Here is a 16,705-nt window from a genome sequence, read left to right on the forward strand (position 1 = left end):
GCCCCGACGACGGCCGAGCGGCCGGCGGCCGAACCGATGCCGCCCCCCGGGCCACCGAGGACGGTCGTGCAGCAGCCACCTCGTCCGCCGCCGACGCCGCCTCCGTGGCCGGGAGCGCCGAGCCCTCTTCCGAGCTGGCCGAGGCGCACGCCTTCCTGGTCGCGCACCCCGTCGCCGACGGCTACAGCGGGCTGCCCTGGGTGCTGCGTCAGCTGCCCCGGTACGACCTGGAGCTGGGCGAGGGCGGGGTGGACACCGATGTGCCGCGGATGCGCAAGGGCCACATCGGCGCGCTGTTCTGGTCGGTGCACCTCCCGGAGGGCCTGGCGGGCGAGCGCGCCGTCGGCGCCACCCTGGAGCAACTGGACCTGGTCCGGACGGTCGTCCACGCCCACCCCGAGGGCCTGCGGCTCGTGCACACCGCGGGGGAGACCACCGACGCCCGCAACTGTGGCCGCGTCGCCGTGCTGCTCGGCCCCGCCGGAGCCTCGGCGATCGGTGACTCCCTCGGCATCCTGCGCGCCCTGCACGCGCTCGGCCTGAAGACCCTCACCCTCGCCGGAGCGTCCTGGGCGGGCGAGTCCGGGCTGAGCAGGTTCGGCGAGGAGGTGGTCCGCGAGATGAACCGCATCGGCGTCCTCGCCGACCTCTCCGGCGCCTCCGAGCCGACCGTCCGCCGGGCGCTCGCGCTCTCCCGCGCCCCGGTCGTGTGCACCCGCTCGGCGGCCGGCGCCCTACGGCCCCACCCCGCCAACCTCTCCGACGACCTCCTCGCCGCGCTGGGCAAGGCCGGAGGCCTGTGCATGGTGCCGCTCACCGCCGAGCAGACCGGCCCGTCCGTCCGCGACGTCGCCGACCATCTCGACCACGTCCGCGCGATCGCCGGCCCCGAGTGCGTCGGCCTCTCCGGCACCTACGACTCCGGAGCCGCCCACCCGCAGGACCTCACGGACGCCTCCTGCTACCCCCACCTCGTCGCCGAACTCATGCACCGAGGCTGGTCCGAAACCGATCTCGCCCTCCTCACCTGGGGCAACGTCCAACGAGTCCTCCGCACCGCCGACTTCACGTCGAGGGCGGCACGGGACCGCCGAGAGGCCTCGACGGCGAGGATCGCAGACCTGGACGCATAGTCCGCCGCCCCGCGCCCCTGTTCTCGGGGGCGCGGGGAACTGCGCGAGAAACCACGACGGACCCCACCCGCAGCCGCCGAAGACACCCCGGCCCCCACCCCCTACGGCGTCCTCAGCTCCGGCAGAGGCAGAACGGATGCCCCGCAGGATCCGCGTACACCCGGAACCCCCGCTCACGGTCCTCCGCGTCCAGCACCGTCGCCCCGAGTGCCAGCACCTCCTTCTCCGCCGCGTCCATGTCCGCCACGTCCAGGTCGAGATGGAACTGCTGCGACCGCTCCGCCGAGGGCCACTGAGGCGCCACGAACCCCGGCGCCCGCTGGAACGCCAGCCGTGCGCCCCCGCCCGGCACCTCCAGGTCCACCCAGTCCCCCTCCCCGCTGACCTTCCCGCCGATCACCTCGGCGTAGAACCCGGCGAGCGCGGCCGGGTCGGGACAGTCCAGAACGACGACATCCAGCTTGGCGATGGCCATGGCCTTCTCCTTGCTCGTTCCTGCGCGTCTTCGGTTACCTGTAGAAGAGAGTAACCAGTAACGGTTACCTCATGCATCCCATTAAGAGGTAACGTCACGATATGAGTGAGAGAGCGTCCGCCCCCGGCGGCCTGGCCCTGGTCGAGAGCCTGGTGAACACGCTGGATCTGGAGACGGGCGCCGATGCCCTGGACACTCCGGAAGGCGGGGCCTGCCTCGGCCTGGCGGCCGACGAGGACATCGCGGCCGTACGCGACCTGCGGGAGTCCCTCCGGGCGACCCTGCTGGCCCACGCCGGCCACCCACCGCACCGCCCGGTGACCCCGCTCGGCCGGCTCCTGGCCTCCGCACCCCTGATCGTCGCGGTCCGTGCCGAGGACGGCTCCGCGAGCCTGCGGCCCGCCGCCGACCCGGCGCCCCTCGTCTCCCGTGTGGCCGCGGCCGTCGCCGCGGCCCTCACGGCGGGCACCTGGCAACGCCTCAAGGCCTGCGAGGCGACCGACTGCCACTGGGCGTACTACGACCGCAGCCCGGCCGGACGGGGCCGCTGGTGCTCGATGCAGGTGTGCGGCGCCCGCGCGAAGATGCGCCGCTACCGAGCGAAGTAAGCGCTTCGCCCCCGCCGACCGCCGGAACGGTGGAGAATGCGGGAAGACGCCGTTCCGGCCGACTGAGCCTCGGCCGGAACGGCGTCACCTCTGTCGGCTGTACAGGGCCCGGCCCCACGCCGCAGACACCGCTCTACGCGGTCGGCCGGCCCATCGCCCGGTACGTCCACCCCGCCCGTCGCCACAGCTCCGGGTCCAGCGCGTTGCGGCCGTCCAGCACGAGCCGTGTCGAGGCGACCTCGCCCAGCGCCGCCGGGTCCAGCTCGCGGAACTCGCGCCACTCCGTCAGGTGCAGCACTATGTCGGCGTTCCGTACGGCCGCGATCGCGGAGTCGGCGTACCCGAGCGTCGGGAAGACCCGCCGGGCGTTGTCCATGCCTTTGGGGTCGTAGACGGTGACCTGGCCGCCCTGGAGGTGGATCTGCCCGGCCACGTTGAGGGCGGGGGAGTCGCGTACGTCGTCGGAGTCGGGCTTGAAGGTGGCGCCGAGCACGGCGACCCGCTTGCCCAGGAAGGAGCCGCCGCCCAGCGCCTGCCGGGCCAGCTCCACCATCTGACCGCGCTGGCGCATGTTGATGGAGTCGATCTCGCGCAGGAACGTCAGCGCCTGGTCGGCGCCCAGCTCGCCGGCGCGGGCCATGAACGCCCGGATGTCCTTCGGCAGACAGCCGCCGCCGAAGCCGATGCCGGCCCGCAGGAACTTTTTGCCGATCCGGTCGTCGTGCCCGATGGCCTCCGCCAGCTTGGCGACATCGCCCCCGGCGGCCTCGCACACCTCGGCCATGGCGTTGATGAAGGAGATCTTCGTGGCGAGGAAGGAGTTCGCGGAGGTCTTCACCAGCTCGGCGGTCGGGAAGTCGGTGACGACGAACGGGGACCCCTCGCTCACCGGGGTCGCGTACACCTCGCGCAGCAGCTTCTCGGCCGTCTCGCTCCGCACGCCCACCACGATCCGGTCCGGATGCAGCGTGTCGTTCACGGCGAAGCCCTCGCGCAGGAACTCCGGGTTCCAGGCCAGCTCGGCGGCCTCCCCGGCGGGCGCGTGCTCGGCGACATAGGCGGCCAGCCGGTCGGCGGACCCGACCGGCACGGTCGACTTGCCGACGACGAGGGCGGGGCCCGTCAGATGCGGGGCGAGCGAGGCGAAGGCGGCGTCGACGTACGACATGTCGCAGGCGTACTCGCCGTGCCGCTGCGGGGTGTTCACACAGACGAAGTGGATGTCACCGAAGGCCGCGACCTCGGCGTAGTCGGTCGTGAAGCGCAGCCGCCCGCTGGACCCCTCGATCCCGGCGACATGCCTCCGCAGCAGCTCCTCCAGGCCCGGCTCGTACATCGGGACCTCGCCCCGCCGGAGCATGTCGATCTTCTCTTCGACGACATCGAGCCCGAGCACCTCGAACCCCAGCTCGGCCATGGCCGCGGCGTGTGTCGCGCCGAGATAGCCGGTGCCGATCACGGTGATCTTGAGGGCCATGGGGTGCTCCTGGGATGTCCGGCCGTGGGATGTCAAACATGCTCTGGTCCTGCGCGCTGCACGAGCATAGTCGGGGCGTGTTCGAGCCCTTCACCGGGCAGATTCCCCGGGTGCGGCGGCCTGTCGTCAAACTCACGTATCACTCGCGTGGACAGACCACTAAAATTTGAGTTACTTAACGGTAGTTAGCGTCAGGAGCGTGAGAGACCTTGGCCGGATCGGCTGATTTCGACCTGTACCGCCCGTCCGAGGAGCACGACATGCTCCGTGACGCGATCCGTTCCCTCGCCGAGGCGAAGATCGCGCCCTTCGCCGCCGCCGTGGACGAGGAGGCCCGCTTCCCGCAGGAGGCGCTGGACGCGCTGGTCGCCAATGACCTGCACGCCGTGCACGTCCCCGAGGAGTACGGCGGCGCCGGCGCCGACGCGCTCGCCACGGTCATCGTGATCGAGGAGGTGGCCCGCGCCTGCGTGTCGTCCTCCCTGATCCCGGCCGTCAACAAGCTCGGCTCGCTGCCCGTGATCCTCTCCGGCTCCGAGGAGCTGAAGAAGAAGTACCTGGGCCCGCTCGCCAAGGGCGACGCGATGTTCTCGTACTGCCTCTCCGAGCCGGACGCCGGCTCCGACGCGGCCGGTATGAAGACCCGCGCGGTCCGTGACGGTGACCACTGGATCCTCAACGGCGTGAAGCGCTGGATCACCAACGCGGGCGTCTCCGACTACTACACGGTCATGGCCGTCACGGACCCGGAGAAGCGCTCCAAGGGCATCTCCGCCTTCGTCGTCGAGAAGTCCGACGAGGGCGTCTCCTTCGGCGCCCCGGAGAAGAAGCTCGGCATCAAGGGCTCCCCGACCCGCGAGGTCTACCTCGACAACGTCCGCATCCCCGCCGACCGCATGATCGGCGACGAGGGCACCGGCTTCGCCACGGCGATGAAGACCCTGGACCACACCCGGATCACCATCGCCGCCCAGGCCCTCGGTGTCGCCCAGGGCGCCCTCGACTACGCCAAGGGCTATGTCCAGGAGCGCAAGCAGTTCGGCAAGCCGATCGCCGACTTCCAGGGCATCCAGTTCATGCTCGCCGACATGGCCATGAAGCTCGAGGCCGCCCGCGCCCTGACGTACCAGGCGGCGGCGAAGTCCGAGCGCGGCGACAAGGACCTCACCTTCCAGGGCGCCGCCGCCAAGTGCTTCGCCTCCGACGTCGCCATGGAGGTCACCACGGACGCCGTCCAGCTGCTGGGCGGCTACGGCTACACACGCGACTACCCGGTCGAGCGCATGATGCGCGACGCGAAGATCACACAGATATACGAAGGCACGAACCAGGTCCAGCGGATCGTCATGGCCCGCAACCTGCCGTAATCCCTTCGGCGCAATCCGTACACGGCCCCCGGCACTCGCCGGGGGCTGTTGTCGTACGGGACGTATGGGGCGGATTGTTTCCGTCCGCCCGATGGCGGGCGGGGGCGGGGAGGCGTAGGACGGAAGTGCACGGGGTCCGGTCCCGGGCCCCGCTCCCACCACCCCCAGGAGGAGCCATGACGCAGCACGCCGGAGCCATGACCACGATGAGCAAGGAGATGCAGGACTGCGTCGACGCCTGCATGACGTGCCACAGCATGTGCGAGGAGACCATGAGCTCCTGCATGCAGGCCGGCGGTCAGGCCCAGATGCAGATCATGCGCGCCCTGATGGACTGCGCCGAGATGACCCGTATGTGCGCGGACATGATGATGCGCCGCTCGCCGCTGTCCGCCGAGATGTGCGCGATGTGCGCCCGCGCCTGTGACATGTGCGCCGAGGCGTGTATGTCCATGCCGGACGATCAGCAGCTGATGCGATGTGCCGAGGCGTGTCGCCGCTGCTCCGAGATGTGCCGGACGATGGCGGGCGCGACCGCCTGATCCCGCACGACCCAAAGACCGAGGGACACCCCGTCACGGGATGCCCCTCGGTCACTTGGTCGCGCGGGGTCAGTTGCCCGACACCGTCACCGTCTCGTCGTTCTTCAACTGCTCCACCAGCTGCTTCACCTTCGTGGTGTCCCACTGGAGGTTGCCGTTGCCGGCGTTGCCCGAGATCGGCATGTTCATGGACTTGCCGTCGCCGCCCGTCACGCCCTTCATCGCCCAGAACATGTCGGCCAGGTCGAACAGGCTCATGTCCTTGTCGACGATCAGGGTGTCCAGACCCGCGCTCATCGTCGGGTACAGCTTGAACGGGTTCAGCACCGTGCTCGGCGTCGCCGTCTGACTGGCGAGGGCCGCGAGGAACTTCTGCTGGTTCTTCGTACGGTCCAGGTCGCTGCGCGCGAGGGCGTAGCGGGTGCGGACGAAGGCGAGGGACTGCTCGCCGACCAGGGTCTGCTTGCCCGCCTCGAAGTTCGCGCCGGACTTGGTGTCCTTCAGGCCGCCCTTGGGGATGTCGATCTCCACGCCGCCGACCGCGTCGACGATGTTCGCGAAGCCCGCGAAGCCGATCTCCACGTAGTGGTCGATGTGCAGACCCGTGTTGGCCTCGACGGTGCGGACCAGCAGCTCGGGCCCGTCCTCCGCGTACGCCGCGTTCAGCTTCACCTGGCGTCCGGTGCCCTTGAAGGTCTTGCCGGACTCGGAGCCGACGAACGTCGGTATCTCGACGTTCGAGTCACGGGGCAGCGAGACCAGCGTCGGGCCGTTCGAGCCGGTGTGCAGGATCATCATCGAGTCCGTGCGCTTGCCGTCGGCGGACCCGGTGTGGAGCTCCTTCTTCTGGTCGTCGGACAGGCCCTCACGGCTGTCGGAGCCGACGATCAGGTAGTTGGTGCCCTCGCCCGCGTCCGGCCGGTCGATGACCTTCGACAGGTCGACCTCGCGGTTCAGCTTGGAATCGGCCCAGAAGTACGTGCCGATCGTCGTCGCGAGCAGCACCACGGTGACCGTGATCGCGGTCACCTTGATACGGCGCCGCCAGTCCGGCGCGGGGCGCTCACCGCGACCGCCGCCGTGACCGCCCGGACCGCCGGTGCCACCGGAGCCGTAGACCTGGCCGGTGTTGTAGTCGTTGTTGTACCCGCCGCCGTACTGGTCGGGTCCGCTGCCGTGGCCGTCGGCGTACGAGTCGCCGTACGACGGCTGCTGGGGCACGCCTCCCTGAGGGGGTGCCGACTGGCCGCGACGGACCGGGCGCATCACGCGCGCCCCGTCGGGCTGTGCGCTCGCGTTGCCGTGTCCGTAGCCGCCGCCGCGGTTGTTGCCGGACCATCCCTCGGGCCAATCGTTCATGCGCCCAGTGTGCCGGGTAGGGCTGTGCCCTTTACAAGGGTCGATGAAAAACAAAGGCAGGGCTGTAGCGAAGCTGACACAAATTGCACGGTTTTGTAGGGGGACGGGCGCCTCGGACGACCGCAGGTCTCACGAGCAGGAGACCTGGTCGCCCCTCACCACTCCCGACTCGCCCTGCCCGGGGTGCTCCGCCCGTACCCTGCGGACCTGCTCGAAGTCCGTGCCGGCGATCACCCTGAGGGTGGGGCCCTGGGCGCGGACCGGGCGCAGTTCCGAGCCAGGGAGGGCGGTCGCGAGGGAGCGGGCGGAACGGTCCCAGCGGGGGTCGTAGGCGACGACCGTGCGGCGGACGTCCTGCCGCGGGGCGTTCACCGGGATCCTCGTCGTGCGGAAGCCGGTGGCGGCCAGCGCGCGGTCCACCTTCTTGCCGAGGCCGGGCACGGCCGTGCCGTTCTCGACCTGGACACGGATCTGCTGGGGGGCGACGTCGACGAGGGTGTACGTGCCCCGCGCCTTGTAGGGGGCGAGGGGGCGGTCGTCGCGCAGGGCCTCGAAGAGGCGGGCGGACCTGGCGTCGTCCCACTTGAGGGTCGAGCCGAGGCCCTTCACGGCGTACCCCATCCGACCGATGGGCACGGTGGTGAACTCGGAGGAGGCGGGGTCGAGGTTCCGCATCGCGCGGCCGAGGTCGATCAGCTCGCCGGTCCCGAACTCCTTGTCGGCGCGGACGGACCCGAGGACGGCCTGGGTGATGTCGCGGAACTTCATCGGGTTGAGCAGGACGCCGGAGGAGGTGGCCTGGGACATCAGGGACGCCATGAAGCGCTGCTGGCGTTGCATACGGCCGAGGTCGGAAGAGCCGTCGGCGTGCCGGGAACGGACGTACTGGAGGGCCTGGCCGCCGTCCAGTTCATGGGCGCCGGCGGTGAGGTCGAGGCCGGTGTAGGAGTCCTTGAGGGGGCGGGTGGTGCAGATCCTGACGCCGCCGAGGACGTCGACGGTCCGCATGAAGCTGGTGAAGTCGACCTCGACGTAGTGGTCGATCTTCACCTTGGTCATGTGCTCGACCGTGCGCACGGTGAGCTGCGGTCCGCCCTCCGCGTAGGCCGCGTTCAGCTTGATGGGGTGGCCCTTGTGCGTCCTGCCGGTGGCGCGGTCGGTGTGCGCGGGCGTCTCGGCGTACGAGTCGCGTGGCAGGCTCACGATGCTCGCGCGTTCCCGGTCCTCCGAGATGTGCACGATCATCATCGTGTCCGTGCAGTGGCAGGGAGCGCCGCCCAGCCGGTACCTCCGCCGCTCCTCCTCGGTGATCCGGTCGCGGCCGTCGGTGCCGACCAGCAGGACGTTCATGCCGTGGCCCGCCGCGGGGCGGTTCTTCATGTCCTTGAAGGCGTCGACCCGGGTGATCTCGCCGTCCAGGCGGGTCACCACCGCGTGCCCGATGCCCGCGGCGGCCAACACCACCACGGAGAGCGTGGTCGCCGCCCGCATGGCCCAGCTCCGCCGCCGGGGGCGTACGGGAGGGCCGGGTTGCGGGCGGGCTGGGCGGCGGGGCGGTGTGGACACGGGGGACACCTCCGCGAGACCGGTCAGGGGAAGTCATCAGGGAACCGTGAGCACCGTAGGGCCCCGGGATCCGTGCCCCGTCCACGCGACCGGGCGGCGCGCGTTCGTGTCCCCCGTTCGCGGTAACGTGAGGCTTCTATGAACGCCAAGCCCGACGTGCAGCTCCCCGCCGTGTCTGTGATCATGCCCGTCCTCGACGAGGAGCGGCATCTGCGCGGAGCCGTCCAAGCGATCCTCGCGCAGGAGTACGCCGGCGAGATGGAGGTCGTGATCGCCCTCGGTCCGTCCAAGGACCGCACGGACGAGATCGCCGCCGAACTCGTGGCCGAAGACCCGCGCGTGCACACCGTCCCGAACCCCACCGGCCGTACGCCCGCCGCGCTCAACGCCGCGATCAAGGCCTCCCGCCATCCGATCGTGGTCCGCGTCGACGGCCACGGCATCCTCTCGCCGAACTACATCGCCACCGCCGTACGGCTCCTGGAGGAGACCGGAGCGCAGAACGTCGGCGGCATCATGCACGCCGAGGGCGAGAACGACTGGGAGCACGCGGTCGCCGCCGCCATGACCTCGAAGATCGGCGTCGGCAACGCCGCCTTCCACACGGGCGGGCAGGCCGGCCCGGCCGAGACGGTCTACCTGGGCGTCTTCCGGCGCGAGGCCCTGGAGCGGCAGGACGGCTACAACGTGGAGTTCATCCGCGCCCAGGACTGGGAGCTGAACTTCCGGATCCGTGAGGCGGGCGGCCTCATCTGGTTCTCGCCCGAGCTGCGGGTGTCGTACCGGCCGCGGCCCAGCGTGAAGGCGCTCGCCAAGCAGTACAAGGACTACGGGCGTTGGCGGCACGTCGTCGCCCGCTACCACGAGGGCTCCATCAACCTGCGCTATCTCGCCCCCCCGGCGGCGGTGTGCGCGATCGTGGCCGGTGTCCTGGTGGGCGGCCTGCTGACCCCGCTGGGCTACGTCATTCCCGGCGGCTATCTCGCCGCGATCGCCGCGGGCTCGGTCCCGGCGGGCAGGGGGCTGCCGCTCAGGGCCCGGCTCCAGATCCCCGTCGCCCTCGCCACCATGCACATGTCCTGGGGCTTCGGCTTCCTCACCAGCCCCAAGTCCCTGGCGAAGAGGGTCATCGCGTCCCGCCGCCCGGCGGTGCTCACCGAGAGCTGAGCGCGCGGGACGTACGCCTCGGGCCCCTCTCGATCACGAGAGGGGCCCGAGGCGTGTACGGCGACGTGCGTGTGGACGACGGCTACCAGGTGAAGTTCGGGTCGACCTCCATGCAGGCGTCCGTCTTCGCGCCGTTGAGGGCGTCCGCCGACTTCGGAGTCGTGTCGTCCTCCTTCTCGGCCTGGTAGGTCTTGCCCTCGCGCCAGTCGGCGCCGACGACGAGCGTGACGCCGCTGACGTTCGTGGACTTCTCGACCTGGCTCAGCGGGATGCCGAGGGCCTTGGCGACCACCTGGGCGTCTCCCTCCAGCTCGGCGCTCGGGTAGCGCACGACCGTCTTGTCCTCGACGACCGCGGTGGTCGCGTCGGACGAGGACTTGGCGAAGCCCTCCTCGACCAGCGCCTGGGACACCGTGTGCGCGCGGCCGGCGACCGGGGCGAGGGTGGAGGTCATGGTGCCGTTCTGCACCAGCACACCGATCTTGTCCTTCGCCGCCGCCGGGTCGTCGGCGGTCGCGTCCTCGGTGGTGGTGGTCTTCTTCTTGTCCTTGCCGTCCAGCGCGATGTCCTCGCGCACCAGCCGGAACAGCTTCTCCGCGTCGCCCTCCTTGGGCACGACGCGCGGGCCGACGTACGTGAACGGCATCGTCGTCATCGTGATCCGGGCCGGCTCGACCTTGCGCAGCTCCGTGCCGAGGTCGAGGAGTTTCGCCACGTCGCCGAGGCCCTCGTCGACGGTGAGCGCGTCCGTGGCCTCCTCGGCGAGCTTGCGCAGCTTGTTCGGGTTGGTGATCGTGGCGTTCTCGCGCAGCTCGCGGACCATCGCGTTCATGTACTGGTGCTGCGCCTTGGCGCGCGCGATGTCGCTGCCGTCCTCGAAGCCGTACCGGGTGCGCAGCCACTGAAGGGCCTGCTTGCCCTTGATGAACGTGGTGCCCTCTTCCAGCTTCAGCCCCGAGCCCTTGCCCTCGCTGGTGTGCGAGTAGATGTTGGCGTCCACGCACACCGGCACACCGCCGATCGCGTCGGCCATCGACACCACACCGGAGAAGTCGACCATCATGAAGTGGTCGATGCGGATCCCGGTCAGCTTCTCCCAGGTGGCGACCGTGCAGCCGGGGCCGCCGCGCTCCAGCGACTGGTTGGTCATCGTGTAGGTGAGCGCCCCGTACACCTTGCCGCTGTCCGGGTCGGTGCACTTGGGGATGTCGAGCAGGGTGTCGCGGGGCATGCTGACGACCGACATGTTGCTGCGGTCGGCGGACAGGTGCAGCAGCATCTGGACGTCGGCCAGCGGCGGGCCGTTGAAGTTCTCCTTGGCGCCGCCGAGCTTCTGGTTCTCCTTGCTGTCCCGCGCGTCCGAGCCGATGATCAGGATGTTCAGCGGGGTCTGCCCGGCCGCGTTCGGCGTCGGCTCGGCGATCTTCGTCTCGCCGAGGTTCAGCTTCTCCTTCTTGATGTTGCCGTTGAGGTGCTGGTAGTAGAGATAGCCGGCACCCGTGGTGCCGAGTATCACGACCGCCAGAATCGTCGCCGACCAGCGCAGCACCCGTCTGCGCCGGGGCCTCGCGGCGGTCTTCGTGCGCCCCCGCCCGCCACCGCCGCCGCCGTTGCGGCGGGTCCCTTGGCGCTGCTCCGGGACTTTGACGTCCGCGTCACCGTCCGAGCCGCCCTGCGGTTCCAGGTCCTCGCCCTGTTCGCCGGGTTCATCGACACGCGGTCGCCCCCCGTCCCCGCGCACGTCACTCCGTACCATCTCCCTGCCCCTCCCCACCCTGCCGTGGCGGGGCCGTCCCCGCCTCCTGTTGGACTGTCGAGACCCCAACTCGGATGTACTCATGTTCTGTTGAACGCGTCATACGTTCCGACCGGATGACATGCGGACACGGGTCGGTACGGCGGCACCGGCCGCCCTACGGCATTTCGACGACATCAGAACCGCCCGGGCGGGCGCGTCTCAGCGCCCGCCCGGCAAGTCACCAGACCTTCTTGCTGCACTCGCGTCAGGTAAGACGCGCCACGACCCGGTCAGGTCATCAACTGGCGCACTTTTCCTTGTCCGCGGTGTTCTTCTCGACGTCCAGGTCCGCCGCGGACGTCCCGCTCAGCGGCACCCCGGCGCCCTTGAAGTCCTTGCCCAGGGTCAGCACCATCGAGGGCAGTCCCTGGGAGTTGGTCTCGCTGTTGCCCTTGCCGGGCTTCAGCGCGGACGCGGACAGACCCATGAGGTCGGCCAGCTTGCGCGCCTGGTCGGCCTGGCCGGGGTCGTACGCGAGGGTCGTCTTCGACAACGTCTTGTCGGCGTTGCCGAGCTGGCTCGACTTGGTCACGCCGACATCATTCTGCAGCCAGCTGAGAGTGGCCTGTGCGCTGCCGGCCTCGGCGCCGCCGTTGTAGACGCTGACCCGGACCTCGGAGGCCTTGGCACGCGTGCCCTTGAGCTTCGCGGCCTCCTTCTCCTTGGCCTGCTTCTTCACCTCGGTGAGCGAGATGTCGTTCCGGATCGTCGAGAACAGCTGCTCGGCCTTCTGCGGCGTGGGCAGCACGGTCGCGCCGTCGGTGTTGTCGACGACCGGCACGGTGGTGAAGGTGATGTTCTTCGTCTTCACCTTGCCGACCTCCTGGCCGAGCGAGGCCAGCTTCTTGATGTCGGTGATCTTGTCGTCGACGGAGAGGGCCTTCGTGGCCGCCTCCGCCAGGTCGATGACCTTGCCCGGGTCGGTGAGCGTGTCCTCGGACTTCATCTGGCGGATCATCGAGCTGAGGAACTGCTGCTGGAGCTCGATCCGGCTGAGGTCGCTGCCGAGGCCCACGCTGTACCGGGTGCGCAGGAACGCCAGCGCCTGCTCGCCCTGGATGGTGTGCTTGCCCTCGGAGAGGTCCAGCTTGGACTTGGAGTCCTTGATGGGCTTGGCGAGGCAGACCTCGACGCCGCCGATGGCCGTGGAGAGCGTCTTCACGGCGTTGAAGTCGGCCACCATGAAGTGGTCGGGCGTGATCCCGGTCAGCTCTTTCACGGTCCGCATGGTGCAGCTCGGGGTACGGCCGTCCTGGCCGAGGCTCGTGTTGAAGCGGACGTTCGGCGTCCCCGCGATGTCCTTCGTCGAGCCGTCCTCCTGCGTCGTCGGGCACTCCGGGACGTCCACGATCATGTCGCGCGGGATGCTCATCGCGGTCGCGTTCGTCCGGTCCTTGGAGACGTGCAGCAGGATCGTCGTGTCGGCGTGGCCGACGCTCTCCTTGTCGCCGTAGCTCCCGTTGCCCGCGCCGGTCCGCTTGTCGGTGCCGATCACCAGCAGGTTGATGGCCCGGTCCTTGCTGAAGCCGCCGGTGCCCGCGTCGTCGTCCGAGATCTTCTGGATGTTGTTGTTGAGGTGCTGGTAGTAGAGGTAGGCCGCGCCGCTCACGCCGACCAGCACGAAGGCCAGCGTGCCGCCCGTCCACACCAGGATCCGCTTGCCCGTCGACTTCTTGGGCTTGGGCTTGGTCCTGCCCCGGCCGCCCCGGCGGCCCGGCAGCGGGTCCTCCTCGGGCGTGCCCCGCCGACGCCGGGGTCCCGGCAGCGTTTCGGGGATCTCCCGGGTGTCGGTGCCCGCCGACGCGGAACGCGCGGACGCGCCCGCCGTCGCCCTGGCCCCCGCTGCGGCGGGCGCTGCCCGACGCGGCCTCGGCACCGCTGACTGCGGTGCGGAAGGGCTCAGTCGCAGTTCGTATTCACCGGTGCTCGGATTGAGTACCCACTGGTCTGCGGGGTCGATGTCGTCCGCCCGCCCACGGCCTTGCGCGTCCACGGTTGTCTGATTCCTCCGTCGGGGCCACGCGGCGCCTTCCCCCTCAAAAGACGCTCGGGTCTCGATGCAAGTGGTGCGTGGCCGAGAAGGCCCGCGCACCGGATCGCTCACACTAGCCGCCCGATCAGGCGTCAAGCGACGGCGGTGACAAATTGCACGCCCCTACAACTGGGCAATCTGCCCATTTCCTAGAGCATTTGTTCCTGGTGTTGACGCGGGCTTTACCTGAGGAACCCCTTCGGATCACTCGCAGCCCTCCTCAGCGGCCGTGCTGCCGCTGAAAGTCGGCATCGGATCCGGTGTCCCGGAGAGGCTTCCCGAGAGCTCTTCCGTACGTCCTTCCCGTGTCCTGTCGGGCAGTTCCCGCGCGACCGCCAGGGGTGCGTCGGCGCGCAGTCGTGCGAAAAGGCTCCGCGCGGCCGGTTCGACGAGCTCATCACGATTGGCGTCATACGCATACGACTTCCGGGGAACGGTCAGGAATTGCACCTTTTCCATGGGGAGTGTGCGCAGACCGCGCACAAGGTCGTAGAGCCCGCGCAGACTCGCCAGTCCCGGGTCCGTGGTGAGTGACGACGTGGCCGCGTCCAGTACCGGATACAGCTTCACCGGATTCAGCAGTACGTCATTGCTGCGCACCTTCGCGGCCAGCGCCGCGAGGAATCGCTGCTGCCGGTCCATCCGTTCCGTGTCGCTGCCGTCCCCCAGCGACTTACGGGCCCGCACATACCCGAGCGCCTGCTCGCCGTCGAGTCTCACCCTGCCCGCGGGCAGGCGCAGTCTGGCCTGCTTGTCGTGAATGGGTTCGGTGAGACACACCTCGACCCCGTCGACGGCGTCGACCATCTCCTTGAAGCCGCTGAAGTCCACGACGACGTGATGGTCGATCCGGATATCGGTCATCCGCTCGACCGTCCGAATGGTGCAGGCCGAGCCGCCGGCCTGGAACGCGTAGTTGAACATGGTGAAGACCGGTTCGGTGCGACGCCCGTCCGCCCGCCGGCAACTCGGCACGTCCACCATCAGATCCCGTGGCAGCGACACCGCGGTCGCGCTCCGCCGGTTCGCCGCGAGATGCAGCAGGATCGTCGTGTCCGACCGCTCGGTCCCCGAATCCCGCCCGTACTTGTCGTTCCCGTCCCCCGACCGCGAGTCCGACCCGATCACGAGGATGTTCTGCGCGCCCCGCACCAGCGCCGTCGGCCGCTCCTTCTCGAACCGCGCCAGCTCGTCCGCCGCCGTCCGGTCCGCCGTGATGTTCCCGTCCAGCTTCTGGTACGCCGCCCACCCCAGCCCCAGGGCCCCCACGACCATCAGCGCCGCCCCGGCGCCCACCCACCGCACCCACCGCCGCCGACGCCGACGTCCGGGCCCGAGCCCGGTGGGTGAACCACCCACACCGGGCCCCAGCCCACGCGCCCTGCCTCCGACGTCGTCCACTTCCGGCCACCCCTCACGGCGTACGAGCGAGTCGTTGCTCTTACGACGATGGCGCGGGGTGGGGGTGGGGGCGGCTGGGGCTAGGCCGAACGGGGGATGGGGCGCTGCGCTGCGGGCCCTGTTCCACGGGGCTCGGGCGCAGCCGACCCGCTTCCAGGGGCGCGGGGAACTGCGCGAGCAACCACGACGCATCAGCCGGCCGCTCTACGACCTCATCGATACGACCTCACCGCTACGGCGTCAGCGCGCGACAGCCGAGACCCGCTCACTCTCGACCCGCTTGGCCAGCGCATCCTCGCCCAACTGTCCAAGATGTCGGCACAGCACCACGGACCCCCCACTGGCGAGCGGCCCGTACAACCCGGCGGCGAGCCCCTCCCACGTGTCGTACCCCAGCCCGGACAGCAATCGGGACCCATGTCCCGTCAGCCCCAGGCCGGAGGCCTCCGCCCGAGCCCGCTCCACGACCTCCGCCCCGCTGAACTCCCGCCCGGCCACGACCAACGCCGCCTCCTCGGGATCCACCGGCGCGTACGCCACGAACCGGTCCCCCTGCGACGGCACCTCGACGGCGTAGTCGGCGAACCCCTCAGGGGCCTGCGGGAACCGCCCCCCGAGCGGCCGCAACGCGAGAGCGATCCGCTCCCCGGAGCACGCCCGAGCCGCGTCCAGCGTGTCCGGCCCGCTGACCACGATGTCGGCCGCCCCCGGATCCCCGGCGACCTCGGCGACCACCCCCACCGACGAACACGCCAGTAGCCACACCGCCGTCTGCCAGTGCGCGGGCAGCAGCAGCGCGACCCGGTCACCCGGCTGCGCCGACAACTCGTCCTGAAGGAGGTTCGCGGTCTTGGCCACCCAATTGGCGAAGGTGGCCACGGACAATTCGACCCGCTCGCCCGTGGCGTCGTCGTAGAAGGTCACCAGGGGGCGCGCGGGATCCGCGGCCAGCGCGGATCGCAGCAGGTCGGCAGGGGTGCGGTCGGTGGCGTTCACCCGCGTAAGCGTACGCGGGGACCGTCCGCCCGCACTCCCGGGGCGGACCGGAAACGCCACCGGTTCGGCGGAGCGGAGCCGACGGCCCGTCAATTCCGCGATGGACAGATATGTATGACTATGTCCAGGATCGGACGCATGCGTAGATCACGATTCCTCGCGTCCTCGATCGGCGTCACCTGTGCGGCGGCACTCGCCCTCCCGGCGGCACTTCCGGCGGCTTCCGCGGCGACCCCGACGGACTCGTCCTCCACGGTGACCCCGGCCCTGGCGCGAACCCCGGCCCCGACCGGCTCCCTCGCGCTCGCGCCCGCGTCCGGCAGCACCCAGTCGCTCCCCCTCGTCGCCCTCGGGGCGGACCGGAACCTCGGCCCGGCCGCCGCCGAGCAGGGCCTCGGGAAGCGGGACGTCCGGTCCTTCTCCCTGGTCGGTGTCGTCTGGGACAACCCGGACACCGAACTCCAGGGCCGTGTCCAGGTCCGGGCCCGTGCGAAGGACACCGCCCGCTGGTCCGGCTGGCAGGACGTCGAGACGCACAACCACGAGCACGCCGCCGACCCGGACACCGCCGAGCGCTCCTCGGGCCGGGTGCGCGGCTCCACCGCCCCGTTGTGGGTCGGCGACTCCGACGGCGTCGAGGTGCGCGTACGCGCCGAGACCCAGGGCCGTACGACCGCTCCGGGCGTCCAGATGCTCCCGGACGGCCTACGTCTGGAGCTGGTCGACCCGGGCTCCGGTGCCCCGGAGGGCGCGGCGGGACCGGGCGCCGTGCACGCGGCCGACC

General features: G+C 70.3%; 13 protein-coding genes and 1 pseudogene. 6 read left to right on the top strand and 8 right to left on the bottom strand.

The genetic code is table 11. The features are described from left to right. Positions 1-1,133 (top strand): dipeptidase (locus AWZ10_RS16115; RefSeq protein WP_060891401.1); only part of this gene is annotated, 1,133 nt, incomplete at its 5' end. Between the two features lie 112 nt (positions 1,134-1,245). Here AWZ10_RS16115 and AWZ10_RS16120 read toward each other — a convergent pair. Then, positions 1,246-1,608 (bottom strand): VOC family protein, encoded by a 363-nt coding sequence (locus tag AWZ10_RS16120; protein ID WP_060891402.1) that lies wholly within the window; start codon positions 1,606-1,608, stop codon positions 1,246-1,248. 101 nt (positions 1,609-1,709) lie between these two features. Here AWZ10_RS16120 and AWZ10_RS16125 point away from each other — a divergent pair, with 101 nt between their 5' ends. Next, complete coding sequence (locus AWZ10_RS16125) at positions 1,710-2,216, top strand: CGNR zinc finger domain-containing protein (RefSeq protein WP_060891403.1); 507 nt, start codon at positions 1,710-1,712, stop codon at positions 2,214-2,216. 133 nt (positions 2,217-2,349) lie between these two features. On the opposite strand, the gene AWZ10_RS16130 is transcribed toward AWZ10_RS16125, so the two are convergent. Continuing rightward, a complete protein-coding gene (locus AWZ10_RS16130) occupies positions 2,350-3,693 on the bottom strand; it encodes a UDP-glucose dehydrogenase family protein (protein ID WP_046707457.1) in 1,344 nt (447 codons plus the stop codon). Between the two features lie 209 nt (positions 3,694-3,902). Here AWZ10_RS16130 and AWZ10_RS16135 point away from each other — a divergent pair, with 209 nt between their 5' ends. Both AWZ10_RS16135 and AWZ10_RS16140 read left to right on the top strand, forming a co-directional pair. After that, positions 3,903-5,060 carry an acyl-CoA dehydrogenase gene (locus tag AWZ10_RS16135; protein WP_060891404.1) on the top strand — a complete coding sequence of 386 codons (1,158 nt, stop codon included), beginning with the start codon at positions 3,903-3,905 and terminating at the stop codon, positions 5,058-5,060. 176 nt (positions 5,061-5,236) lie between these two features. Then, positions 5,237-5,602 carry a four-helix bundle copper-binding protein gene (locus AWZ10_RS16140; protein ID WP_046707455.1) on the top strand — a complete coding sequence of 122 codons (366 nt, stop codon included), beginning with the start codon at positions 5,237-5,239 and terminating at the stop codon, positions 5,600-5,602. A 69-nt stretch (positions 5,603-5,671) separates the two neighbouring features. Here AWZ10_RS16140 and AWZ10_RS16145 read toward each other — a convergent pair whose 3' ends face one another. Together AWZ10_RS16145 and AWZ10_RS16150 are read right to left on the bottom strand one after the other, a co-directional pair. Then, on the bottom strand, positions 5,672-6,961 hold the full coding sequence (locus AWZ10_RS16145; RefSeq protein WP_060891405.1) for an LCP family protein: 1,290 nt from the start codon (positions 6,959-6,961) through the stop codon (positions 5,672-5,674). A gap of 129 nt (positions 6,962-7,090) precedes the next feature. Further along, positions 7,091-8,527, bottom strand: a complete 1,437-nt coding sequence (locus AWZ10_RS16150; RefSeq protein WP_456340178.1) for an LCP family protein — start codon at positions 8,525-8,527, stop codon at positions 7,091-7,093. Positions 8,528-8,665: 138 nt separating this feature from the next. Between AWZ10_RS16150 and AWZ10_RS16155 the strand changes: the two genes are divergently transcribed. Beyond that, positions 8,666-9,694, top strand: a complete 1,029-nt coding sequence (locus AWZ10_RS16155; protein WP_060891407.1) for a glycosyltransferase family 2 protein — start codon at positions 8,666-8,668, stop codon at positions 9,692-9,694. A gap of 82 nt (positions 9,695-9,776) precedes the next feature. On the opposite strand, the gene AWZ10_RS16160 is transcribed toward AWZ10_RS16155, so the two are convergent. The 4 genes from AWZ10_RS16160 to AWZ10_RS16175 all read right to left on the bottom strand — a co-directional run bounded on the left by AWZ10_RS16160 (position 9,777) and on the right by AWZ10_RS16175 (position 15,921). Next, positions 9,777-11,450: an LCP family protein gene (locus AWZ10_RS16160; RefSeq protein WP_060891408.1), complete on the bottom strand. Its 1,674-nt coding sequence runs from the start codon at positions 11,448-11,450 to the stop codon at positions 9,777-9,779. Positions 11,451-11,730: 280 nt separating this feature from the next. Beyond that, positions 11,731-13,485 (bottom strand): LCP family protein, encoded by a 1,755-nt coding sequence (locus AWZ10_RS16165; RefSeq protein WP_046704810.1) that lies wholly within the window; start codon positions 13,483-13,485, stop codon positions 11,731-11,733. A 243-nt stretch (positions 13,486-13,728) separates the two neighbouring features. Further along, positions 13,729-14,925 carry an LCP family protein gene (locus AWZ10_RS16170; protein WP_060891409.1) on the bottom strand — a complete coding sequence of 399 codons (1,197 nt, stop codon included), beginning with the start codon at positions 14,923-14,925 and terminating at the stop codon, positions 13,729-13,731. A 240-nt stretch (positions 14,926-15,165) separates the two neighbouring features. Further along, positions 15,166-15,921: a TIGR03089 family protein gene (locus AWZ10_RS16175; protein ID WP_046707603.1), complete on the bottom strand. Its 756-nt coding sequence runs from the start codon at positions 15,919-15,921 to the stop codon at positions 15,166-15,168. A 120-nt stretch (positions 15,922-16,041) separates the two neighbouring features. Here AWZ10_RS16175 and AWZ10_RS16180 point away from each other — a divergent pair. Continuing rightward, a pseudogene (locus tag AWZ10_RS16180) lies at positions 16,042-16,705 on the top strand (N-acetylmuramoyl-L-alanine amidase); the annotation flags it as partial.

This window comes from Streptomyces europaeiscabiei, from assembly GCF_001550375.1.
Lineage (GTDB): Bacteria > Actinomycetota > Actinomycetes > Streptomycetales > Streptomycetaceae > Streptomyces > Streptomyces europaeiscabiei.

What these genes read in the sequence shown, in the direction of transcription:
- AWZ10_RS16155 (WP_060891407.1), top strand. Translation starts at nt 8,666, where the DNA reads ATGAACGCCAAGCCCGACGTGCAGCTCCCCGCCGTGTCTGTGATCATG.
- AWZ10_RS16125 (WP_060891403.1), top strand. Translation starts at nt 1,710, where the DNA reads ATGAGTGAGAGAGCGTCCGCCCCCGGCGGCCTGGCCCTGGTCGAGAGC.
- AWZ10_RS16140 (WP_046707455.1), top strand. Translation starts at nt 5,237, where the DNA reads ATGACGCAGCACGCCGGAGCCATGACCACGATGAGCAAGGAGATGCAG.
- AWZ10_RS16120 (WP_060891402.1), bottom strand. Translation starts at nt 1,608, where the DNA reads ATGGCCATCGCCAAGCTGGATGTCGTCGTTCTGGACTGTCCCGACCCG.
- AWZ10_RS16160 (WP_060891408.1), bottom strand. Translation starts at nt 11,450, where the DNA reads ATGGTACGGAGTGACGTGCGCGGGGACGGGGGGCGACCGCGTGTCGAT.
- AWZ10_RS16130 (WP_046707457.1), bottom strand. Translation starts at nt 3,693, where the DNA reads ATGGCCCTCAAGATCACCGTGATCGGCACCGGCTATCTCGGCGCGACA.
- AWZ10_RS16145 (WP_060891405.1), bottom strand. Translation starts at nt 6,961, where the DNA reads ATGAACGATTGGCCCGAGGGATGGTCCGGCAACAACCGCGGCGGCGGC.